Annotated in this window: 22 protein-coding genes; 17 read left to right on the top strand and 5 right to left on the bottom strand. The window is 40.5% G+C overall.

Annotation, left to right across the window (positions count from 1 at the left end; all coding sequences use genetic code 11):
• Positions 1–2 precede the first annotated feature (2 nt).
• The 10 genes from NO991_RS01840 (at position 3) to NO991_RS01795 (ending at position 10,416) form a co-directional block, all read left to right on the top strand.
• Complete coding sequence (locus NO991_RS01840; protein WP_371351624.1) at positions 3–890, top strand: bile acid:sodium symporter family protein; 888 nt, start codon at positions 3–5, stop codon at positions 888–890.
• A gap of 222 nt (positions 891–1,112) precedes the next feature.
• Positions 1,113–2,030: a bifunctional diguanylate cyclase/phosphodiesterase gene (locus NO991_RS01835; protein ID WP_138599411.1), complete on the top strand. Its 918-nt coding sequence runs from the start codon at positions 1,113–1,115 to the stop codon at positions 2,028–2,030.
• 19 nt (positions 2,031–2,049) lie between these two features.
• Entirely contained in the window at positions 2,050–2,469 is a 420-nt protein-coding gene (locus NO991_RS01830) for a DUF1801 domain-containing protein (protein ID WP_235373164.1), read from the top strand.
• 167 nt (positions 2,470–2,636) lie between these two features.
• Positions 2,637–3,590, top strand: coding sequence for a slipin family protein (locus NO991_RS01825; RefSeq protein WP_130052753.1), 954 nt, complete (start codon positions 2,637–2,639; stop codon positions 3,588–3,590).
• Between the two features lie 8 nt (positions 3,591–3,598).
• Positions 3,599–4,051 (top strand): NfeD family protein, encoded by a 453-nt coding sequence (locus NO991_RS01820; protein ID WP_371351623.1) that lies wholly within the window; start codon positions 3,599–3,601, stop codon positions 4,049–4,051.
• Positions 4,052–4,154: 103 nt separating this feature from the next.
• A complete protein-coding gene (locus tag NO991_RS01815; RefSeq protein ID WP_166340745.1) occupies positions 4,155–4,991 on the top strand; it encodes a patatin family protein in 837 nt (278 codons plus the stop codon).
• A gap of 88 nt (positions 4,992–5,079) precedes the next feature.
• Complete coding sequence (locus NO991_RS01810) at positions 5,080–7,278, top strand: carbohydrate-binding family V/XII (protein WP_371351622.1); 2,199 nt, start codon at positions 5,080–5,082, stop codon at positions 7,276–7,278.
• A gap of 194 nt (positions 7,279–7,472) precedes the next feature.
• Entirely contained in the window at positions 7,473–9,098 is a 1,626-nt protein-coding gene (locus tag NO991_RS01805; protein ID WP_194441329.1) for a methyl-accepting chemotaxis protein, read from the top strand.
• 38 nt (positions 9,099–9,136) lie between these two features.
• Positions 9,137–9,943, top strand: a complete 807-nt coding sequence (locus tag NO991_RS01800; RefSeq protein ID WP_371351621.1) for a substrate-binding periplasmic protein — start codon at positions 9,137–9,139, stop codon at positions 9,941–9,943.
• Positions 9,944–9,945: 2 nt separating this feature from the next.
• Positions 9,946–10,416, top strand: coding sequence for a DM13 domain-containing protein (locus NO991_RS01795; protein ID WP_371351620.1), 471 nt, complete (start codon positions 9,946–9,948; stop codon positions 10,414–10,416).
• An 87-nt stretch (positions 10,417–10,503) separates the two neighbouring features.
• Here NO991_RS01795 and ahpF read toward each other — a convergent pair whose 3' ends face one another.
• The 4 genes from ahpF to NO991_RS01775 all read right to left on the bottom strand — a co-directional run bounded on the left by ahpF (position 10,504) and on the right by NO991_RS01775 (position 14,569).
• Positions 10,504–12,084 carry an alkyl hydroperoxide reductase subunit F gene (gene ahpF, locus NO991_RS01790; protein ID WP_138599405.1) on the bottom strand — a complete coding sequence of 527 codons (1,581 nt, stop codon included), beginning with the start codon at positions 12,082–12,084 and terminating at the stop codon, positions 10,504–10,506.
• A 155-nt stretch (positions 12,085–12,239) separates the two neighbouring features.
• Complete coding sequence (ahpC, locus tag NO991_RS01785; RefSeq protein WP_054553958.1) at positions 12,240–12,809, bottom strand: alkyl hydroperoxide reductase subunit C; 570 nt, start codon at positions 12,807–12,809, stop codon at positions 12,240–12,242.
• 207 nt (positions 12,810–13,016) lie between these two features.
• Positions 13,017–13,520 (bottom strand): 2,4'-dihydroxyacetophenone dioxygenase family protein, encoded by a 504-nt coding sequence (locus tag NO991_RS01780; RefSeq protein WP_054553959.1) that lies wholly within the window; start codon positions 13,518–13,520, stop codon positions 13,017–13,019.
• 47 nt (positions 13,521–13,567) lie between these two features.
• Positions 13,568–14,569, bottom strand: coding sequence for an NAD-dependent epimerase/dehydratase family protein (locus NO991_RS01775; protein WP_371351619.1), 1,002 nt, complete (start codon positions 14,567–14,569; stop codon positions 13,568–13,570).
• A gap of 148 nt (positions 14,570–14,717) precedes the next feature.
• On the opposite strand from NO991_RS01775, the gene NO991_RS01770 reads away from it, so the two are divergent.
• From NO991_RS01770 to NO991_RS01740, 7 genes are all read left to right on the top strand, one after another.
• Positions 14,718–15,737 carry an AraC family transcriptional regulator gene (locus NO991_RS01770; protein ID WP_371351618.1) on the top strand — a complete coding sequence of 340 codons (1,020 nt, stop codon included), beginning with the start codon at positions 14,718–14,720 and terminating at the stop codon, positions 15,735–15,737.
• Between the two features lie 97 nt (positions 15,738–15,834).
• On the top strand, positions 15,835–16,515 hold the full coding sequence (locus NO991_RS01765; RefSeq protein WP_371351617.1) for an SDR family NAD(P)-dependent oxidoreductase: 681 nt from the start codon (positions 15,835–15,837) through the stop codon (positions 16,513–16,515).
• A gap of 9 nt (positions 16,516–16,524) precedes the next feature.
• Positions 16,525–18,060 carry an AMP-binding protein gene (locus NO991_RS01760; protein WP_371351616.1) on the top strand — a complete coding sequence of 512 codons (1,536 nt, stop codon included), beginning with the start codon at positions 16,525–16,527 and terminating at the stop codon, positions 18,058–18,060.
• A 98-nt stretch (positions 18,061–18,158) separates the two neighbouring features.
• Positions 18,159–18,578: a DUF3429 domain-containing protein gene (locus tag NO991_RS01755; RefSeq protein ID WP_130167664.1), complete on the top strand. Its 420-nt coding sequence runs from the start codon at positions 18,159–18,161 to the stop codon at positions 18,576–18,578.
• A 54-nt stretch (positions 18,579–18,632) separates the two neighbouring features.
• Complete coding sequence (locus NO991_RS01750; RefSeq protein ID WP_054562486.1) at positions 18,633–19,004, top strand: hypothetical protein; 372 nt, start codon at positions 18,633–18,635, stop codon at positions 19,002–19,004.
• 4 nt (positions 19,005–19,008) lie between these two features.
• Positions 19,009–19,809 (top strand): class I SAM-dependent methyltransferase, encoded by an 801-nt coding sequence (locus NO991_RS01745; protein WP_371351615.1) that lies wholly within the window; start codon positions 19,009–19,011, stop codon positions 19,807–19,809.
• Positions 19,810–19,811: 2 nt separating this feature from the next.
• Positions 19,812–20,801 carry a Gfo/Idh/MocA family protein gene (locus tag NO991_RS01740; protein WP_371351614.1) on the top strand — a complete coding sequence of 330 codons (990 nt, stop codon included), beginning with the start codon at positions 19,812–19,814 and terminating at the stop codon, positions 20,799–20,801.
• A gap of 16 nt (positions 20,802–20,817) precedes the next feature.
• Here NO991_RS01740 and NO991_RS01735 read toward each other — a convergent pair whose 3' ends face one another.
• Positions 20,818–22,173 (bottom strand): flagellin, encoded by a 1,356-nt coding sequence (locus tag NO991_RS01735; RefSeq protein ID WP_371351613.1) that lies wholly within the window; start codon positions 22,171–22,173, stop codon positions 20,818–20,820.
• Positions 22,174–22,282 lie beyond the last annotated feature (109 nt).

Here is a 22,282-nt window from a genome sequence, read left to right as displayed (position 1 = left end):
CCATGCAAATTGATATCATGACTAAAATAGTGCTGCCTTTAGCCCTATTTATCATCATGTTTGGCATGGGCTTAGGGCTTAAAAAGCAAGACTTTGGGGCATTATTTATCAGCCCCAAAGCACTTTCAATAGGCTTAAGCTGCCAACTACTGTTATTGCCAAGCGTTGCGTTTGTATTAGCAATGAGCTTTACCTTGACCCCAGAGCTCGCTATAGGTTTGATTTTAGTGGCTTGCTGCCCAGGCGGTGTGACTTCAAATCTCTATACCTATTTATTCAAAGGGGATGTTGCGCTGTCAATAAGTCTAACAACGCTAGCCACATTTATCTCACCCTTTACCTTGCCATTAATTATGCATTTTGCCATGCAAACTTTGAGTGTGCCGGGCCACGAATTTGCTTTGCCAGTGATTAAAACCATAGTGCAAATGCTGATGATAACGGTACTTCCTGTTTGCTTAGGAATGGTATTTAATCACTTTAAACCCCATTTCAGCTTGAAAATAGAACCCTTTATACGTCGTTTTTCGAGTGTATTCTTAATTGTGATAGTGCTTAGCATTATTCATAAAAATGCCGACCAAATGCTGAGCTATTTTGCGACTAGCGGCATTGCAACGTTGACATTAAACCTCAGCACGCTGTTACTAGGGTTGTTTTTTGCAAAAATATCAGGCTTAGATCACAAGCAACAAATGAGCATTGCGGTTGAAGTTGGGCTACAAAATGGCACTCTTGCCATTTTAATTGCGAGTACCTTAATCAATAATGCCGCTATGGCAATTCCTGGTGCAACCTATAGCTTATCAATGTTTGTAACGGGTTATATTTTTTGTCGCTTATTTAGCGCGCATCATACAAAGCAGCTTGCCATTCTCAACAAAGCTTAAAAGCCAAAAGTGATGACTAAAAACAAGGATGTTTTTAGCATGAAGAGCACATCACCCAAAAGTAATAACAAAGTTCATCAACCATCTTAATTAATAACTTTCTATTTATTTTTCAAAACTATACCTAAATTATTAGTTGTGAGATTAACACTGTGGTCAGTCTTGTTTAATAGCATTTTTTCATTCACTATCAATTTATGGCTTGTCATATAAGGACATATTGTGGCCGAACTTACTAACACTAAACTGCCTGTCCATATTGCTGAATTAAAGTTTGCACTTGATAACGTACCTGCATACGTTTATATAAAAAACGAACTATCCCATTATGTATATGCTAATAAACTTACACTCAGTCTACTGGCGTGCACAGAGCAGGAACTTCAATTCAAAAGCGATAAAGATTTCTTTGCGCTTAATGATGTTAAGAAACTAGCTAAAATCGATTCGCGTGTGATCAAAGGAGAGCGAACCCGAGAAGAAGTGGAGTTAAATTTCCCTGATGGAAACAAATATATTTTTTGGGAAGTAAAAACTCCAATTTTTTGTGACACAGAGCCAAATAAGGTTATTGGGATTTTAGGTATTTCGACAGATATTACTGAACGAAAACAACTTGAAAAACAGCTCCTCTATGATGCATCTACAGATCCTTTAACAAAACTCTTAAACCGCCGATATTTTTATTCTCGCCTATCACTTGCGTTACAAGTTAGTAAACAAGACCTAAACTATGGTGCTGTCATCTTTATCGATCTTAACAAGTTTAAAGAGTTAAACGACCAATATGGTCATCTCATTGGAGATGCATACCTTATAGAAGTGGCTAACAGGATGAAAGCAGTCGTTCGCGACAAAGACTGTTTAGCGCGCATCGGCGGGGATGAATTCGTAATCATGCTTGAAAGGCTTGGCCGTGATGAACAAGCCGCCAAAAAAAACGCTCATCGTGTTGCCGATAAACTACAATCAGCAATTGAAACCCAATTTATATACCAAAATGTCAATTACTTCGGCTCTGCGAGTGTTGGGGTTACAATGTTTTTTGGAACTCAAAAATCGGCCAATGAAATTGTCGCACAAGCTGACCAAAAAATGTACCTTATAAAACGAACTTTGCCTCACCATGCTAATTGTTAGTTTTTAGGACAAAAATTTAATGAGCGAATTAAAAACACAACCCAATGATGCCAATGTAGATACATTTATTAGCCGTATTGAACATCCAACCAGAAAGGCAGATGCAAACGTGTTACTCGAACTATTTAGTAAAGTAACCAAACAAACTCCCGTCATGTGGGGCGACTCAATCATCGGTTTTGGTAACTACAGTTATCGCAACTCAAAAGGTGAATACAACTGGTTGATGACTGGCTTTTCGCCGCGAAAAAGCAATTTAACCCTATATATAATGCAAGGATTTAGCACTTACAGCGATGAACTTTTAACGCTAGGCAAAATAAAGCACGCTAAATCTTGCCTTTACATTAATAAGCTCAGCGATATAGATCTAAATGCGCTTGAGCAATTTCTAATTAAAGTTGTGGCAGATATGCGAGCAAAGTACCAATGTAGTTAATGACTATAAACTGCTTAAAATCTATCTGATGTCTAGTTTTCTGAATGTAGTGGAATATGCTGTTACTATTACTCGCTAATTTAGCCTTATAAATCATTGGCGCAGCTTGCTTTGTGGTGGTAATCTGAGCAGTGAAAAATAATTTTAATTGTATCTAAGGAAAGTACATGGATCCCATTTCTAGCATTTTAGACCTGTTGTTAAATGTAGAAGTCTTTCTTCTAATTTTTGTTTTAGTGCTACTAAAAAGCAGCGTTAAATTTGTGCCACAAAACCGTGCTTGGTTAATCGAACGTTTTGGTAAATACCATTCAACCAAAGAAGCGGGCTTAAACTTTATTGTGCCATTTATTGACCGTATAGCCGCTGATCGCAGTTTAAAAGAACAAGCGCAAGATGTACCTTCGCAGTCTGCGATCACGAAAGATAATATCTCGCTCATCGTCGATGGTGTGCTGTATTTCCGTGTGCTTGACCCTTATAAAGCCACGTATGGTGTTGATGACTATGTGTTTGCGGTTACTCAACTATCACAAACAACAATGCGCTCTGAGCTTGGCAAAATGGAGCTAGATAAAACCTTTGAAGAGCGCGACATGTTAAACACCAACATAGTTACCGCGATTAACCAAGCTTCTGAGCCTTGGGGTATTCAGGTTTTACGTTACGAGATTAAAGATATTGTGCCACCTAACTCTGTCATGGAAGCGATGGAAGCACAAATGAAAGCAGAACGTGTAAAACGTGCACAAATTTTAGAATCAGAAGGTGATCGTCAGTCTGCTATCAATGTGGCAGAAGGTAAAAAGCAAGCCCAAGTCCTTGCAGCAGAAGCTGAAAAAGCCGAGCAAATTTTACGCGCTGAAGGTGAAGCAAAAGCGATTATCGCAGTTGCTGAAGCACAAGCTGATGCACTTCGTAAAGTAGGTGAAGCCGCCGATACAGAGCAAGGCCAAAAAGCAATTCAACTTGACCTTGCTACTAAAGCAATTGCTGCTAAAGAGGCCATTGCCCGTGAGTCATCTGTAGTATTACTGCCAGAGAGTGGCACAGATGCAAGCTCGCTTGTAGCTCAAGGCATGTCTATTATTAACTCTTTGAATAAAAAGCAACAAAGTTAGGTGAGCTAATGGCATTTTTAGATACCCATTTAGCCGAAGCACTGATGATTATAGGTGTTATCGCGCTCATTGTTGAAGTTGCTGTACTAGGTATGAGTACTTATGTATTACTGTTTTTAGGCTTATCTTTATTTGCCAGTGGCTTACTAATGAATATAGGCCTACTTGATACAAGTTACACCACCGCGCTTTGGAGCAATATTGTATTTACTCTTGGTTTTGCACTCGTGCTTTGGAAACCACTCAAACGCATGCAAGATAAAACCGATACAAAACCAATACAAAGCGATTTTGCTGAGCTCACCTTTGTCGTTAACGCTGATGTTGATGATAAAGGTTTAACCACGCATCAGTATTCGGGGATTACATGGCAATTAAAAAGTCACTTTCCCATTGCGGCGGGTAGCACAGTAAAAGTCACCGATAAACAAGTCGGTGTACTTTGGGTAGAGGCGGTATAACTCAGCTAGCGTCAAACTTCACTTAGAGTCAAAACTCTATTTCGTTTTGTAACCGTGTTTGCTATGGTTAGAAGCATTCACGGTTACAAGCAAGGTTGCGAAAATGAACAATAACAGGGCTCTCGTTGTAGAAGGTGGCGCAATGCGTGGTATTTTTGCCACTGGCGTACTGGATTCTTTTATTCAAGCTAATTACCAACCTTTTACTCAATGCTATGGTGTTTCTGCCGGAGCCACTAACATTGCCGCTTATTTGTGCGCACAATACAAACGTAACCATGCGGTGATCACCGATTACTCTTGCAGACCTGAGTTCATCGACTTTGTTCGATTTATTAGAGGTGGCCACCTATTTGATTTAGACTGGCTGTGGCAAGAAACCATGCGTGATATTCGCCTTGATCTCGACACTTTCGAAAAACAAGCCAGTGAGTTTTATATTGTCACAACCAATATAAAAACTGGTCAGGCTGAGTATTTAAAAGCAAGTACAACACTTCTTGAAGAGCAATTAAAAGCCTCATGCGCACTACCCATTGCTTATAGAGAATTCCCCGTTATCGATAATTTACAACTCACTGATGGCGGCGTGGCAGATTCGATTCCAATTCGTAAAGCATACGAAATGGGCAATAAAGAAATCACCGTGATTTTATCTCAGCCTCTTGGCTATAAGAAAAAGCCTTCAAAAGCGCCGTGGTTTGTAAAACGTCTTTATAAGAACACCCCGGCATTAGCAGAAGCCACCTTAAGACGTGCAGAAAATTACAATCAAAGTATTGATTTTATTGCCAACCCACCAAGCGATTGTAAAATTAATATTATTGCACCACCACCCGACTTTGCTGTTGGTCGAACAACGAAATCATTTGAAAAACTCAGTGCAGGCTATGAAATGGGCTTAAATGCGGGCTCGCAATTTTTAACTCAAGGCGCCTAAGCTAACGCTTTAAAAATAGGCGCTGTTTTCAAGCGTTTTCGATGCCATTGGCTATACTTTAAAGAGTTACGTTAGCCAAGGATTGACCATGAAACTCTTCCTACCTTTTATCACTGCCTTCAGGGTATTAATACTCTCTTCTTTATGTTTATGTTCATTTTTTAGCAAAGCTATTGAGTGGCCTCAACAAGTAAAAACAAACCAAGGCACACTCATTGTTTACCAGCCACAACCCGAGAAACTAAACGGTAATACTTTAACAGCCCGTGCAGCAATGTCTTTTTCGCTTTCAGGCAATGATGCTGTGTTCGGCGTGTTTTGGTTTAGAGCTAAATTAGATACTGACCGCGAAAACGATACCGTCACCGTTCGCAATATGACAGTCACCGATGTACGCTGGCCTGAATCAAAAGATGCTGGAGAACAAAAATTTACTGCTGTCGTTAATGAAGCAATAAAAGCCAGCCAATTCGAAACCTCGCTTTCGCAACTCACCGCCAGCCTTGAAAGTGCAGAAGCAGCAGAGCAGAGTTTAACGCAATTAAAAACCGACCCTCCAACGATTATATTCAAAGAGCAACTGTCGGTACTGCTGAGTTTTGATGGTGAACCTAAGTTTAGTAAAGTTGAAAACAGCCAATATGAGCGTGCTTTAAACACCGCCATGACAGTGATTAAAGATAGCAAAAGTAAACTTTGTTATCTCACCGATGGGCAATTTTGGTATCAGGCAAAACAAGCCAAAGGGCCTTATGAATTCACTCAAACGCCACCTACCGAACTTGTAAAAATGCTCCCTAAAGATACTGAAAGTTCAGGTCTTAGTGCGCCACCAGCTATAGTCGTGGCGACTAAACCCACTGAGCTCATTGCCACAGATGGCGCAGCTAAATGGAAAAGTCTAACCGGTGGCGAGCTCATGTATGTGTTTAACACTGAAACCCCGTGGCTACGTGAAATGCAAACGAATAACATGTATGTCTTGTTATCTGGGCGTTGGTATCGCGCAAAACAACAAACAGGCCCGTGGACATTTGTACGCGGCGACGAACTACCCGAAAGCTTTGCCAATATTCCACCTGAATCAGATTTAGCTGGTCTAAGAGTTTCAGTTGCCGGCACAGAAGAAGCTGACGAAGCTGTACTAGATGCAAAAGTGCCGCAAACAGCGGCTATCAGCCGTAAAGATACCAGTTTAACTGTGAACTATGATGGCAAACCTAAGTTTGAACGTATCCCGGGCACGCAAGTTTCTTATGCTATTAATACCGATGCACAAGTGCTGCAAATTAAAGGCAAATATTATGCAGTCGATAATGCGGTGTGGTTTAAAGCAAACTCCGCCCAAGGACCATGGCTTGTTGCTGATAGCATTCCCAAAGACGATATTGCAAAAATTCCTCCAAGCTCCCCCGTTTACAACGTCACTTACGTCGAGATATACGAGTCAACTCCTGAGGTGGTGTATGTTGGTTATTACCCAGGTTACATGTGGTCATACCCTTATTATGGCGTGCCAGTGTATGGAACGGGTTGGTATTACCCGCCATACTGGGGCGGTGGTTACTACTACCCTCGCCCACCGACTTGGGGTTTTAATATTGGCTATAACAACTGGACAGGTTGGTCGTTTGGCTTGAGCTGGAGCAATGGCTTTTTGAATCTAGGTATGAATTGGCATGTCGGCTGGCCAACAAATTACCGACCTTATCATTGCTGTAATGGCTGGTATGGCGGTGGTTACCGCGGCCCTATTATTATTAATAATGGCAACATCAATATTGGTAACAAGATTAATGTCGGCCATAAACCAGGTCATCTTAATAAACAGCCAAGACATAACATTTATAAACGCGATAAAAGTAAATCTCGTCTAGCTTCAAAGCAGCAAGTGAAACGCGATTTAAAAACCGCCATCAGCCAACGCGATAAGGCAAACAACGTGTTTGCGGATAAAAATGGAAACGTGCTCAAGCATGATGCCGATAAATGGCAACAACGTGTTGAGGGAAAATGGCAAACATTACCTTCTGATAAACAGCAACAAATCAAAGATCGGGCACAAAACATTGACCGCCAGCAAGTGCAAAATAAATTGCAAAGCATAGATAAAAGTAAAGCGAAACAAGCATTACAGCAGCGTCAGCATATGCAAAACAGGCAGCAAAATCGTATGCAGCAATTAAATCGCGCGAACAGAGCACGTCAGCAAGGTATGCAGCGTCAACAAATGCGCCGTAATACACAAAGACAGATACCAAGGCAAATGCCTAATCGCGGCCATTAATGTAAAAATAGGAACAAAACAAAGCCAACGTGAAAATTGGCTTTGTTGCCTACAATATAAAGGCTGCATATGGTGACTTTACTAACTAAATGAGGTCTATCAAAAGAAAAACCCATCAAACAATTGCAAAAACTTGCTTAAAACCATTTCTCTATTAGTTTTAATAATAAGTCCCTACAAAAGTTTGCTCGCTCATGTTAAATAACTACACTGTTCGTACGAGATTAGCTGTCTTAGCTTTGTTACCAGTTGCTGTTTTTGTGATCACATCTATTTTCACGATGTCGATGATGTCTAATATGGTCAAAGGAATTGATAGTTTGTATAGAGACAGAGTACTTCCGTTAGAGCAAATAAAAACAGTATCGGACAATTACGCTGTTAACATTGTTGATTTATTTCATAAATACCGCGCTGATCAAATCTCCAAAGCTGACTTTCTAGCCGCAGTTGAAAACGCAAAGAATGTTGCTGACAATAAATGGAAAAGCTATTTAGCAACAAAACTCACTTCCGAAGAACAACGCTTAGTTAATATTGTTGAAAAGAATCTCTCTGTAGTCGAAAGTGAACTTAGCAGGTTTTTAAACCAAGTTAACAGTAACCAGCTAAAAGCGATCCCTAATGAGGTGTTTGTAAAAAATCTTTACGATGTGTTTGACCCACTCAGTGAAAGTTATCAAGGGCTAATAAACTTACAAATCAATGAAGCCAACAAATTTAAAAACGCCGCAGATAAAGACTTTTCCCAAGTCACTATCGCAATGACAGCTTCGATAACTATTTTAATTATTATCTTGTTGTTTATTGCCTTTGTTATTTATCGTTCTATTCACAACCCTCTGTTATCGCTGAGCGAAACAATAGGTTCAATCTCTGAAAACGCTGATTTGCGGCTCCGCGCAAAAACCCATGGTAATGATGAAATAGCACAAGCAGCAAACCACTTTAACGCTATGATGGAGCGCATTCATGCTCTTGTAAATGATGTAACCAGCGCAACACTTACTCTCTCATCTGCCGCTGAGCAAATGAACTCAATTAGCGACCAAGTTGCCAGCACTGCCACTGAACAAGAACAACAATCGGCAATGATTGCTACTGCTATTACGCAAATGAGCAGTGCTATTGAACAAGTTGCAGCTAATGCGCTTGCGACTTCAGAAAAAGCCACCCACACAGATAAGACAGCGAAGCTTGGCCAACAGTCTGTACAAGAAAATATCGATGCAATTAACCACTTGTCGCATATAGTTAATACCAATACTCAACTTATCAATGAGTTAAATACACAATCAACAGATATCAACCAAGTGGTAATGATGATTCAAGGGGTTGCTGAACAAACCAATTTACTTGCGTTAAATGCGGCCATTGAAGCAGCACGCGCAGGTGAGTCGGGTCGCGGTTTCGCTGTAGTGGCTGATGAAGTAAGGCAACTTGCGCACAACACGCAAAAAGCCACAGCGAGTATTAACGAAATGATCAGTAAACTACAAGCAATGGCGCAGCAAGCAGTGACCGCCATGGGCAATGCCGACGAAAGTGCTAAACAAAGTGTTGAATACGCAGAACGCTCATCACAATTACTGACTGAAATCACTCAAGAAATGGCACTTATTGCCGATATGAACAACGAAGTTTCTACCGCAACAGATGAGCAAACAATCGTTGCCAACGAACTTAGTTGTAATATCAATGAATTTAGCAGTAGTATTTCACTAGTTAGCGAAAGCTCGCAGCAAAACGCTCAAGCAAGTCAAGAATTAGCTTCATTAGCGTCGCGATTACAGCAACAGGTCCATGTATTCAAAGTATGATGGGCAACTGATTACTTTGCACACAGAGAACCTTATAAATGACTACAATTTGGCGCCTGTTTTTATTATTTTTAGCTTTGCATTGTTCTTACGCAATCGCGCGAAGTCAAATTGTAATCCAACTTGCTAAACCTATTTATACTGATGCAGTCAAACAGCAGTACATTCATAAAATACTTACGAAAAGCTTTGCCGCGGTAAATGCTGAAATTATCATCCGATATGATTCGCAACCAATGAATGATAAACGAATAGTAGAGCAACTTAGCCACAACAAAGCTATAACTCTCGCCTGGCTGTCTTTACCTTCTCAGTTAAGTAATACCTTAGTAAAAACAACTATTCCTATTTATAAGGGCTTACACGGTAAGCGGCTACTAATTATTCATAAAAAAGAGCAACTAAAATTTAAAGCTATCAAAAACTTGGAACAATTAAGGCCGCTACTTGCAGTGCAACAACAAAGCTGGTCAGATTATGATGTGCTAAAAGCAAATGGTTTATCTGTAAATGGAGAGCTTGATTACGCAGGAATGGTCAAAGCACTTGAAAGTGGTCTAGCAGATTACTTTCCTCGTTCTGCATTAGCAATAGGTGTAGAACTTCAGCGACTACAACAAACAAACTTTGTCATTGCGCCAGACATTATGTTGCAATACCCCAATGACTATTACTTTTACTTAAGTAAAGAAAATCAAAATATTAGGGATTTGCTAGAACAAGGCATGCAAAAGATACAGCAATCGGGTGAACTTGAGCAGCTTTATTTACAACACTTTGGTGATGTTGAAAAGCAATTTTCTTTAAGTCAACGCCACATCATAAACTTAAAAAATAGGGAATAATAATGCTAAAAGCACTGTTAATTTTCATCATAGCATTGGCTATTTTTTCTGCGGGCTTTATGGCTGGGATATACAGTTTGCCAATTTTAACTGAGCAACCAGCCCCTGAAATCAAGACTCTTGAACAACATCAAACGAGAGCTCTGTTTAGTGCAGAGTTTAAACCTGATCTTAAAGGCTCAGATCGCCTTCATTATGGTGATGGTATGGTGTATCTAACGAATGATGCTATTTCTATGCAAGGCACGTTATCACCAGGGCCTGACTATCAACTTTATCTGTCGCGAAACTTTATTGATAACGAAGCCGATTTTTTAGCACAAAAAGGCACCATGCAGCGTGTTGCAGGGGTGCGTTCGTTCAACGGCTTTAAATTAGTTGTGCCACAAGGTATTGATGTCAGCGATTACAATACTGTGATTATTTGGTGTGAAAGTTTTGAGGAATTTATAACTGCAGCACAGTATCAGTAGCTCGATGAATAAAACAAAGCCGCCTTTGGAGAGGGCGGCTTTAAAGCGGCAGCTATGGGTGTGAGCTGCCTAATCAAGAGTCGCTAATTAAGCTGCATCTTCGGTGTTTTGAATCTCATCGCTGTGGCGAATTAAGTAATCAAATGCACCTAAACTTGCCGTTGCACCACTGCCCATGGCAATAATGATTTGCTTAAACGGCGTTGTTGTTGCATCACCTGCCGCGTAAACACCCGGTAATGATGTTGCACCTTTGCTGTCTATTTCGATTTCGCCAAAGCGAGTCAGTGCTAGTTCTGAATCTTTTAACCATTCAGTGTTTGGCACCAAGCCGATTTGCACAAAGATACCTGCAAGCTCAAGTGATTTTTCATCGCCAGAGATACGGTCAATATAGCTTAAGCCTGTTACTCGTTTACCATCACCAACAACTTCTGTTGTTTGCGCGTTTTTGATAATCGTAATGTTGTTTAAGCTATTTGCTTTGCGAATAAGTACTTCGTCAGCACGTAAGGTATCAGCAAATTCGAGCACAGTGACATGCTCAACAATGTTTGCAAGGTCGATTGCCGCTTCAATACCTGAGTTACCACCGCCGATAACCGCAACCGCTTTACCTTTAAATAACGGGCCATCGCAGTGAGGGCAGTAAGCAACGCCATGACCGCGATACTCTTTTTCACCGGGTACATTCATTTCACGCCAGCGTGCACCAGTTGCTAATACCACTGACTTAGCATTTAACACCGCGCCATTTTCTAGCGTGATTTGGTAATTACCTTGTTTAGTAAGCGATGCCGCACGTTGGTTTTGCATCACATCTACGTCGTATTCTTTTACGTGTTCTTCAAGTTGAGCAACTAATTTAGGACCTTCGGTCGCTTTTACTGAGATAAAGTTTTCAATTGCTAACGTGTCTGAAACCTGACCACCAAAACGCTCTGCCACAACACCGGTATTTAAGCCTTTACGCGCCGAATAAATTGCCGCAGAAGCCCCTGCCGGACCACCACCAACAACAAGTACATCGAATAACTCTTTATCGTTCAGTGCTTCGGCTTGGCGTGCAGCCGCTTTGGTATCTACTTTATTTAGAATGTCGGTCAGGTTAACAGCGCCTTGGCTGAATAACTCTCCATTTAAGTACACAGCCGGTACTGCTAACACATTACGCTCGTTCACTTCGTCTTGGAACAAGGCGCCATCAATCATAGTCGCCGTAATATTTTCATTGTGTGCCGCCATCAAGTTAAGTGCTTGCACTACTTGCGGACATGTTTGACAACTTAATGAAATATATACTTCAAAGTTGAGTGGCCCAGGCAATGATTTAATTTGTTCAATTTCAGTCTCTGATGCCTTGCTTGGATGACCACCAGTGTGAAGAAGTGCAAGGATCAAGCTTGTGAATTCGTGGCCCATAGGCACACCCGCAAATGTGATTTGCGTATTGTTAATAGGTGAAGACACCACCATAGACGGACGACGTACGTCTTGGTTAGGGTTATCTCGCACCGAGAATTTGTCGCTTAACGATGCTAAATCGTTCGCTAAGTTTTTAAGTTCTGTTGATTTATTGCTGTCATCCAAGGCGATAAGCAGCTCAACAGGGCTGGTAATAGAAGCAAAGTGGCTTGTTAATTGGTTTTTGATATTCGTATCTAACATGGCTTAGCCCTTGAGTTCAGAATAAATAATCTAGAAAAATTTTAGGGATAACTGCCCATCACCCACTAATGTGCTTAATATGAGTTGTGATGGGCAATTAAAGTTGCATTGAGATAGCAAAGCAAAGCTTTGCTATCGTTTAATGCTGTGACAAATTAGATTTTGCCAACTAGGTCTAGTGAAGGAGCAAGTGTCTCTTCACCTGGCTGCCATGATGCAGGACATACTTCACCGTCGTGGTTAGCAATGTACTGTGCAGCTTGTACTTTACGTACTAACTCTTTCGCGCTACGGCCGATACCTAAGTCGTGAGTTTCGATTACTTTGATTTCGCCTTCAGGGTTCATTACGAATGTACCGCGAAGAGCAAGACCTTCGTCTTCAATCATCACACCGAAGTTACGAGTAATACGACCTGTAGGGTCACCAATCATTGGGAATTTGATTTTACCAATTGTGTCAGACGTATCGTGCCATGCTTTGTGAGTGAAGTGCGTGTCAGTTGATACTGAGTAAACCTCAACACCCATTTCTTGAAGCTGCTCGTAGTAATCAGCAACATCACCAAGCTCTGTAGGACATACGAAAGTAAAGTCAGCTGGGTAGAAGAAGAAGATTGACCACTTACCTAGCACGTCTTTTTCTGTTAGTTCTACAAAGTCACCGTTGTGGTAAGCTGTTGCATTGAATGGTTGTAGTTTTGTGTTAATTAATGAAGTGCTCATAATATTCCTCATTGATGTATTTAAAAAGTTTAATTAACGCAGCCTTGCGTCTGCTTGATTAATACAATAGAGGCCTGAGCGATTAAAATAAAATTGATTGTTTAGATTAAATTGATTTATTTTTTAGATTGAAAGATTGGAAATAGCAAAAACTACAAAGCCCTCAATAACTTACGCAATCAAGGGCCTTCATTTCAGGGAATAAAATTACTTACTAAAACCGTATAAACTCTTTGGTTTTATGTAGTTAGGCTCAATTCCTTGCTCTTTTGCAGCTGCTAACATCACTTGTTCAATCCAACCTGCATCCATAATGTTCATATAGTTGCCATCTGGGTCAAAGTTAATATTGGCTCCCATTACTATCATAAAGGTATCGGTCACTTCAGTGTTGTCTGCTGGGACTTGAAATTGATGAATCGAACCGCCTGGTTCAAATAAATAGCTACCCGCTACTTGTAAATCGTCAGGGTACTCAGTGTAGTGCCAGCTGCCCGCCATGGTATATAAATGCACAACACCAGTGTGAAAGTGCTTTGGCAAAACTGTACCCGGTTCAAATAAAACGCGTAAAACCCATACCCCATTCTCAGAATCCAGCATGAGTGGATAAATGTGCACGCCTGGTAAAGCGTTTTTAATTAGCTTTTCATCATTAGTATGAATAGTCAGTAAGAAATCTTGATGATTAATAATATCTGGTAATGCCATGTGTATGCCCTCTTTTCACTTGCTTTTAATAAGTTAAATTGTTGTCTTTAATTTGCCGTGGCGGTATTTGTGCGTGGTTCTTCTTTACAAAGTCCTTGTTCATACGCCCACTGCAATGCATGTTGCATACCTTGCTGTAAGGTAAATTCTGGTTTATAACCAAAAATGTTTTGCGCCTTTTCATTACTGTACGCTGCACTTTTACGACTTAGCATGCGCATGGTCGACGGATTGATATCTGTGGTTTTACCAACAAGGTGATAACACCACTCAATGAACCCTGTTAGCTTTAACGCTAAAGCCAAATTCACTACTGTGACGTGCTTTTTCCCTTGTGCCTGTGCCAAGTAATTAAAATAAACTTGATTAGTCACTTGCTCAGGGCCTGATAGATTAAAAATTTCACCGCTTGCATCGTCGCTCATAGCACTTTGGTAAATGCCTTTGACTAAATCATCAATATAAACAGGCCCAAACATGCCCTCTGGTACCATAAACGTGCCTTTGGCGATTTCTTGTAATGGGTAAGCTATCCACGGTCTTGAGCCGGGCCCATAGACATCGCCAGGGCGAATTATTGTGACATTGAGTTTTTTACTGGCGTGATAGCTTAGTGATAAATGCTCGCTCATCATTTTCGAATCGTTATAGGCTCTGCCATCAGGGAACAAAGGCGCATCTTCTTTAATATCAGTTTGCCAATCACTACCATAGACGGCCGTCGACGAAATATGAATAAAGCGCTTTACTGTGTTTGCAGCCACCGCTGCATCCAGCAAGTTTTTCGTCCAACCCACATTCGCCTGCCATGTTTGCTTATAGCCAAACGCATTTGAAACAATTGCCGCTGTATGAATAACTAAATCGCAGTCACTCATTAATGAGCGCCAACTCGCTGGCTCATTCAAATTACCAGCAACAATGTTAAATTCTTCACAGGGTGTTAAATCAACGCCGCATACATCGACCCCATGCGCCTTAAAGTAGCGCGCAAGTGAGCGGCCAATAAAGCCATTACCACCACTAATAAAAACTTTTGAGTAGTTCATTGTGTGTTCCTCTAAGCACGTTACAGCCTTAATTGCAGTTAATAGGCCACCTAGTTAATACATTGTTAAACTTTAATGACCTGTAATACTTTACTTTTCACGCAATTTTTTTTACTTTTTACGCCAGCGCACTAGAAAAGAGCACATTATGCCCCGTTTAACACAAGTACCTGATCTTATTAGAGTATCTGCTCTACACGGCTATATTGAACTGATCGAAAGTAAATTGGTGAACCCTGACGCACTATTATCGCGCGTTGGTTTAGACAGAAAACAATTACAAGATGCCAATAACTTTGTGCAGTATCAGCAACTCATTCAGCTATTAGAAATCACGGCTAAAGAGTTAAACCTACCCTATTTCGGGCTAGAATTAGGCCGCTGGCAGAGCTTAAATATCTTGGGCTCAGTCGGTTACTTGATGGGGAACTGCGACACCCTTGAAATGGCGCTAAAAAATTTTACTCAGTACTATCATGTTCATCAAAATAGCGCTGACTTACTCCTTGAAGTAGACCAAGACTATGTAAAGCTCTCTTTTTTAGTTCGCACTAGCCTAAAGGTAAGTGTTTATCATGGTGCCGACTTAGCCCTAAGTGTTGGGGTCAATTTATTAAAACAATTAACCGATGACCAAATAAAACTACATCGCTTAGAACTTCCCCATAGTGGGAATGAAAATCCTAGCGTATATCGTCAAGCGTTAGGTCAACTCCCGGTATTCAACTGTGCCCATACCTCAGTGGTATTTGATAGAAAGTATTTAAAGCTCCCCATCAAAAACTCAGATAAGCAATTATTTTCTATACTTAGCCAGCAGCTTGGGGATCTTAAGGACACTAAGCGAGAAAACATTTCAGATCACGTTGAAGTGCTGATCAAGCAATACTTACTGCACGAAGACTTTGGTGTGAACCTGATAGCCGAAAAGCTATCAATGAGTGCTCGAAGCTTGCAGCGCCACTTAACAAAGCATGACACAACGTTTCGTGAATTAGTCGATGATGTACGCTGTAATCTGGCACATCAATATTTAACTGAATCTAGCCTCAGTTTATCGAACATCTCAGATATCCTAAGCTTTTCTAATTACAGCGAATTTACTCGCGCTTTTAAGCGCTGGTATGGCATTCCACCAAAAGATTATCGTAAGACACACTCGAGTTAATGGCGTAAAAAGTTAAAAAAGGGTCGTTTAAAGCTAATTTTTCTGTTAACAATTTATATATATTGACTAGCTAGTTTCGCTAATTGGTGGTCATGCAATGTTACGAAGAGTGTTTATTACCGGTGCTAACAGTGGCATTGGGTTCGAATTGGCAAAGCAATATATTAGCCGTGGTGACGATGTCGCTTTATTCGATTTACATTTCAACGAGCACACAAAACAATCGTTAAGTGAGCTTGCTGAAGATTACCAATACATTGAGTATTTTGCTACGCATATCAGCGATAATGAAGCGCTGCAAACTCAAGTAAATAATGCAATCGCAGCGATAGGCAAACCAGATTTAGCCATTTTTAGTTGCAGTACCAATGTGCAACTAAGTAAAGAAAATAGTATTGCTTGTCAGCACTTTGCAACACTAATAACGCCACACTTAAGCATGAACGGCCACCTAGCAATTACATCCCCCCTTATTGATGCAACTAAATTTACGCCAGAGCCAAACGCTTTGATTTTAGCCAAAAAGCTACGCAAGAAATTTAAGCCAAATAACATAAAAATCAGCTTAATTTGCGCAAGCAAAACATCTAAAGCCATAACAAACCCAGCCAATACTGCACAACACATTTTGCGCAGCTTGGATAAACAAAAATTAATGGTGATCCTAGGCTTACAATCTACACTAACCTATATCATGAGTCGTTATTTGCCAAATTGGATAATGGGTTCTGTGATGGATCGCCTCATCAAACAACAACTAATAAGAACAACACGCTAAGGAACAACCATGAACACACATGACAACCTCACGCAATTGATTGAGCATACTTGTCAGACTTATGCCGAACTTCCTGCTTATAACAGTGCAGGTAAAACACTTACTTTTTCTCAAGTAGAACAACAATCTCGCTATTTGGCACAGTGGTTTCAACAGCAAAGTGGCCTAGTTGCAGGGGACAGAATTGCTATTCAACTACCTAATATTGTTGATTACCCTATAGTAACTTATGCAGCAATTCGTGCAGGTTTAATCGTAGTCAATACCAACCCGCTTTATACTGCTCGTGAAATGCTACACCAGTTTAATGATGCAGATGTGAAAGCCATTGTTATTCTTGATGCTCTTACCGATAAATTAGCAACGGTTATCAATGATACGTCAATCAAAACCGTTATTGTTGCAGCGGCTGTTGCTGAGCCGACATTGCAAGAGGGTCAATTTTCGTTAAACGAACTCATTCGCCAAGGTGAAAGACTCGCCCCTCTTAATGCTCATCAAGCCAGTCGTGATGATATTGCTGTTTTACAATACACCGGCGGTACCACAGGAGTTGCCAAAGCTGCGATGCTTAGTCATGGCAACATTTTAGCCAATGCCGAGCAAATGAATGAGCGCTTTGATGACATATTAACGCCCGGTCAAGAAACTGGTATTTGCCCGCTTCCGCTTTATCATATTTACGCCTTTACGGTGAACATGGTTGGTCTATTTGCTATGGGACAATTTAATGTACTGATACCAAATCCTCGTGATTTAGATGCCTTAGTTAAACAAATCGAACCATTTGAGATTAATTACTTTTCAGGTATTAACACCTTATTTATTGGCTTGTGCATGCACCCGGGGTTTAAGGCACTGAATTTTTCAAACTTAAAAATGACCGTCTCTGGGGGCGCAGCCCTCACACATGCTGCAGCCGATGCGTGGATGAATACCACAGGTTGTACAATCACAGAAGGCTACGGCTTATCAGAAACCTCGCCGGTTGCAACCTTAAACGACTTTAAAAAAGAAGAAATTGGCAGCATTGGCCGTCCACTCTCTAACACCACTGTGGAAATTTGGGATGAAAACGATGAGCCTGTTGCAGATGGTGAGTCTGGCGAGATAGTTGTTAAAGGCCCGCAAGTGATGATGGGCTACTGGCAGCGCCAAGATGAAACCGATAAATGCATGAAACGGGGCTTTTTCAAAACCGGTGATGTGGGTCTAAAACTACCTAGTGGTAATTACAAAATTGTAGACCGTTTAAAAGACATGATTATTGTTTCTGGCTTTAACGTGTACCCTAACGAAGTTGAAAACGTACTTTGTCAGCACCCAGCTATCTGTGAAGCAGCCGTTATTGGTGCAAAAGATGAAAAAACCGGTGAGCGTGTCTGTGCCTACATTACTTTAAAAGAGCAGATTGATGAGCAACAATTGAGTGACTATTGCCGCGAAAACTTAAGTGCTTATAAAGTGCCTAAATCAATCATTTTTATGGAACAATTGCCTAAATCGACGGTTGGCAAAATTCTACGTCGAGAATTACGCCAATAATAAAGCGATCGTTTTAGCCGCATAACTGGTATAAAATAGTTATTAAATAAAGCATACCGTTAGGTATGCTTTTTAATTTAAGCGGTTTAAAGGTCATTATGGAAAAGTTTATTAATCACATTCAACTTGGTTACTTAGGTTTACTACCATTTTTAGGCTGCGTAGGTTGGCCACTTATTGCAGGAAGTAATGCCGTCAACTTAGACTTTTTCACTTTTTATAGCATCGCTATTTTAGCCTTTATGGCTGGTAACTTATGGCATGCAGGTCAGCAAACGCATGCTGATGCTATAAAAGCGATTATTCCTATTTTACCGATTGGCTTTTTAAGCTTTTTACCAGCAACTTGGACACTAGCCTGGCTCGCAGCCAGTTTTTGGTTAGTGCTGTTATTTGAAAAAAGTTCACCGCAGTGGCAAACCTATCACGTTGATTATCAAAAAATGCGTTTTGTTCTAACGTCAGTGGTTTTTGTATGCCACATATTTGTAATTGGCATGAGTATCTATCCTGAGTAGCCCTTTTCTTGCGTTTGCGGTAACATCCGCGGCTCAGTTTTTTAAGGACTTACTATGATAGATCAACTGCGCGCTAAACTAGACCACCTTGGCGAAAATTACGTAGAAAAAAACGCTCACTTTAAAATAAAAGTGATACCGTTTTTTTGTGCGATTCACATTAAAAAAGATCATAAAAACCAAGGCAATTTAAAGCTATATTCAAATCAGTTGATTGAAATATTTTTAGCTACCATGTTCTTGTTATTCGGCTTAATGCTTTTTGACACAGACGCGGGTTTTACCCATGGTCCTATTCATATCGTTATTGCCGTATTGATTAGTTTTAACTTAATCTTTAAGCAGATAGCCATTGAAGGGCTTAAAACTCGCTTAGCTCTTTGCCCTGAAATCGCGCAAGAAACAACGCCAGCACAAGGCAAATAACAGCATGTTTTTAGACCCTAGTTGGCGTATTTTAACTGTAGGCGATGGTGATTTATCATTTTCACACTCTGTTGCGCGTTATATAAAACCAGCCAAGCTTGTTGCTTCAACTTATGATGATGCAAACACCATAGAACAAAAATATACCGACAATGCACTTAGCGCCTTGCGACAACTTAATATTCAAACACTCACTGAGTTTGATGTAACAAATCCAGACTCGTGGCAGCGCTTAGATGGCGCCTGTTTCGATGTGGTTATTTTTCAATTTCCCCTTATACCCGCGTTTAAAGGTGAAGCTGCATTTAAAGCACATACCCAACAAGGTGGTATGAATGTATTAAACCGTGCTTTGTTGCATCGCTACCTAGACTACGCAAACCAGTTTGCATTAGATACAAACGGCCCAATGCTCTGCTACATCACCTCTAAAGATGTAAAACCTTACCGCGAATGGAATATTGAAGGCAGCTTAAATCAAGGGCTAAACTGCCATTATCTAGGGCAAATGCCATTCGATATAAATTTATTCCCGGGCTATAAAATTCGCAATGTTGATCGCGATAAACACGTTAAAGACACCAGTGGCATTACCTATGTATTTAGCGAAAAAACTGACAATGACATTACCGCTAAGCTGACTTTACCTGCTTATTTAGGTGAAAAACACTGTGCATTATGCCGCGTAGGCCCTTATATGGCACAAGAAGATGAAGACAAACATTTGTTAAGCAAAAAACATAAACAAATGGAAAAGTTTGAACAGGATTGGCAAGCATGGCTTGCACAAAACAACGAGGAGTAACCATGAACTTTGTGATTGTAGGTACCAATTTTATAAGCGATACACTACTGAGTGCAGCTAAACAAATTGAACAATTCTCCTTATATGGTGTGTGCTCTCGAGAGCAGCAAACAGGCGAGGCTTTCCTTACAAAGCACGATGCTCAAAAGGCTAAAGTGTTTACCAATATTGAGCAAGTATGCGAAGACCCATTAGTCGATGCCGTCTACATTGCTGCTCCAAATAGCTTACACAAAGACTATGCTGTAATGTGTTTAAAAGCCGGTAAACATGTTTTAGGTGAAAAGCCTTCGGCTGCTAACAGTAAAGAACTAGAGGCCATCATTCAGGCGGCAAAAACACATCAACGCTTATACATGGAAGCTATGATGACCACCCATTTACCAAACTTCGCATGCTTAAAAAATGCAATTGCAAAGATTGGCACACCCCGCAAATATATAGGTCAATATAGTCAGTACTCATCACGTTACGATAAATATAAAAATGGCGAGCGACCAAATACTTTCTTGCCAGAATTTGCTAACGGTGCATTAGTCGATTTAGGTATCTATCCGCTATATATTTTACTCGCATTATGGGGCGCGCCTCAGAGTGTAAAAGCCAGTGGCGTGTTACTTGAAACCGGTGTTGATGGGGCCGGTGACGTATTATTAAATTACGCTGATAAGCTAGCGGTGATCAGCTATTCTAAAATCTCGCAAGGGGATAATTTTACTGAGATCCAAGGTGAAAAAGGTCGTATTCGTATCGAAGCAGTCTCTTTATTAAAGCGTATGCAATTTATCGGTAACGATGGCACGGTTGAAGAACTCTCTGAGCCATTTGATGAACACTTTATGCGCCATGAAGTAAGCCACTTTATTCAAGCAGCGAATGCCGGACAAATTGAGTCTTCAGTTAATACTCATACGCTGTCAAAACAAGTTATGGCGGTGCTTGATGAAGCGCGAAGCCAACTTGGCGTTGTGTATCCCGCAGATAAAAATTAATAGCGACTTAGGGCAACTATTCTAGTTGCCCTAACAAACTCAAAATTCCATCCTTAGTAATTTCCTTCGCTTGCATTGCAACACTGACACCCGCTTGTTGAACAATATCTAGTGATACTTTTTCTGCCATTACTTTGGCAAAGTCGGTATCTTCAATGCGTTGATTTGCTGAACTTAGCATCGACGACTGATTAGATTCATTGCGTATAGTCGACTCAATTGCACTCATTTTTGCCCCGACTTCAGCTCGGAACCCACCGATACGCGACAATGCAGTGTCAATTCTAGCAATTGCATTTTGAGCCAACTCTTCGCTGCTTATGGTAACTCCCTCAATCGTTAAAGAACCCGCACTGGCATCAATATCTTCGAATATAATATAACCATCTTCGCCAATTGCTTGGTCTGTTGATGTTACCATCATCGGACCATCACTAGATTCAGCAGATGATGAATTTAAACTTCCCAAAGAATCCCAACTGGCAGTAATTCGAAACATACCCGAGCCAATCACAGTAAGAAGCAGCGGCTCAGTTACATTATCAATGAATATTTCTTCATTTGAACTTCCTGAACTTGGGTTACCATTCCCCGAGTAGGTAAAGTTCATTCCATTAATTGTTTGACTATTTACAGCAGGGAAATTAAAACCTCCCCCCGTAAATAAATTGCCATTGCTATATGTTTCTGTTCCTTGGTAACCATTTGCTGGAGTAAATAAATTTGCCTCAATTCTAGATTGCACAGGCGATAAATCCTGTCCAACTAAATGCTCGCCAGTTTGGGTAAATAGATTTAAATCATCATTCGCACCATTATCATTTATTTGAATCCTGACGTTCGTTGAACCAGCAGGTATTAGACCTAAAGAAATATCTCCTGAGCTCATTCCTTGCTGAATATTATTAGAAAACACTTCATCTAATACAGGTACATTATCTAAATTAGTCTCTTGTTCAGGCTTAGACATTAATGGTTTTTTACCAAAAATTTCTGTATTTGCTACAACGCTGTTTATATGATCTCGTAACTGTGAAAACTCTTCATTTAAGGCTGCCCTATCAATACCTGTATTTGAGCCATTTGCAGCTTGAAGGGCTAAAGTTCGCATGCGTTGAAGCGAGTCTGTTAGTTCAGATAAGCCAGCATCAGCAACTTGCCCATAGCTGATACCATCTTGTAAGTTTCTAAGTGTTTGTTGCTTCACCGCTATTTGTGTTGTTAATCGATGGCTTATCTGTAGGCCTGCAGCGTCATCCTTTGCAGAGTTTATACGCTTTCCCGAAGCTAACTTTTCAAAGGTTGAAGTAATAGATTGCGTATTTTGCAGTAAATTTGGCGTACGTAGCCGTGGCGAATTGATCGTCAACATTTTGTCTTCCTTGGCAAAAAGACAAAACAAAGCAAAACCCATACCATTTCATTAGATAGTTAACATTTTAACTTCCCTCAACTTAACCATTATTATCAATATTCATTTC

This window comes from Pseudoalteromonas sp. DY56-GL22 (genome assembly GCF_041414715.1).
Taxonomy (GTDB): domain Bacteria; phylum Pseudomonadota; class Gammaproteobacteria; order Enterobacterales; family Alteromonadaceae; genus Pseudoalteromonas; species Pseudoalteromonas simplex.
Note: the sequence above shows the minus strand (reverse complement) of the source record. Positions and strands in the feature narration are given on the sequence as shown.

Coding starts and splice junctions, on each gene's coding strand:
- NO991_RS01770 (WP_371351618.1), top strand. CDS start 14,718: ATGCCCCGTTTAACACAAGTACCTGATCTTATTAGAGTATCTGCTCTA.
- NO991_RS01820 (WP_371351623.1), top strand. CDS start 3,599: ATGGCATTTTTAGATACCCATTTAGCCGAAGCACTGATGATTATAGGT.
- NO991_RS01810 (WP_371351622.1), top strand. CDS start 5,080: ATGAAACTCTTCCTACCTTTTATCACTGCCTTCAGGGTATTAATACTC.
- NO991_RS01745 (WP_371351615.1), top strand. CDS start 19,009: ATGTTTTTAGACCCTAGTTGGCGTATTTTAACTGTAGGCGATGGTGAT.
- NO991_RS01815 (WP_166340745.1), top strand. CDS start 4,155: ATGAACAATAACAGGGCTCTCGTTGTAGAAGGTGGCGCAATGCGTGGT.
- NO991_RS01800 (WP_371351621.1), top strand. CDS start 9,137: ATGACTACAATTTGGCGCCTGTTTTTATTATTTTTAGCTTTGCATTGT.
- NO991_RS01765 (WP_371351617.1), top strand. CDS start 15,835: ATGTTACGAAGAGTGTTTATTACCGGTGCTAACAGTGGCATTGGGTTC.
- NO991_RS01840 (WP_371351624.1), top strand. CDS start 3: ATGCAAATTGATATCATGACTAAAATAGTGCTGCCTTTAGCCCTATTT.
- NO991_RS01825 (WP_130052753.1), top strand. CDS start 2,637: ATGGATCCCATTTCTAGCATTTTAGACCTGTTGTTAAATGTAGAAGTC.
- ahpF (WP_138599405.1), bottom strand. CDS start 12,084: ATGTTAGATACGAATATCAAAAACCAATTAACAAGCCACTTTGCTTCT.
- ahpC (WP_054553958.1), bottom strand. CDS start 12,809: ATGAGCACTTCATTAATTAACACAAAACTACAACCATTCAATGCAACA.
- NO991_RS01795 (WP_371351620.1), top strand. CDS start 9,946: ATGCTAAAAGCACTGTTAATTTTCATCATAGCATTGGCTATTTTTTCT.
- NO991_RS01740 (WP_371351614.1), top strand. CDS start 19,812: ATGAACTTTGTGATTGTAGGTACCAATTTTATAAGCGATACACTACTG.
- NO991_RS01780 (WP_054553959.1), bottom strand. CDS start 13,520: ATGGCATTACCAGATATTATTAATCATCAAGATTTCTTACTGACTATT.
- NO991_RS01750 (WP_054562486.1), top strand. CDS start 18,633: ATGATAGATCAACTGCGCGCTAAACTAGACCACCTTGGCGAAAATTAC.
- NO991_RS01735 (WP_371351613.1), bottom strand. CDS start 22,173: ATGTTGACGATCAATTCGCCACGGCTACGTACGCCAAATTTACTGCAA.
- NO991_RS01755 (WP_130167664.1), top strand. CDS start 18,159: ATGGAAAAGTTTATTAATCACATTCAACTTGGTTACTTAGGTTTACTA.
- NO991_RS01830 (WP_235373164.1), top strand. CDS start 2,050: ATGAGCGAATTAAAAACACAACCCAATGATGCCAATGTAGATACATTT.
- NO991_RS01805 (WP_194441329.1), top strand. CDS start 7,473: ATGTTAAATAACTACACTGTTCGTACGAGATTAGCTGTCTTAGCTTTG.
- NO991_RS01760 (WP_371351616.1), top strand. CDS start 16,525: ATGAACACACATGACAACCTCACGCAATTGATTGAGCATACTTGTCAG.
- NO991_RS01775 (WP_371351619.1), bottom strand. CDS start 14,569: ATGAACTACTCAAAAGTTTTTATTAGTGGTGGTAATGGCTTTATTGGC.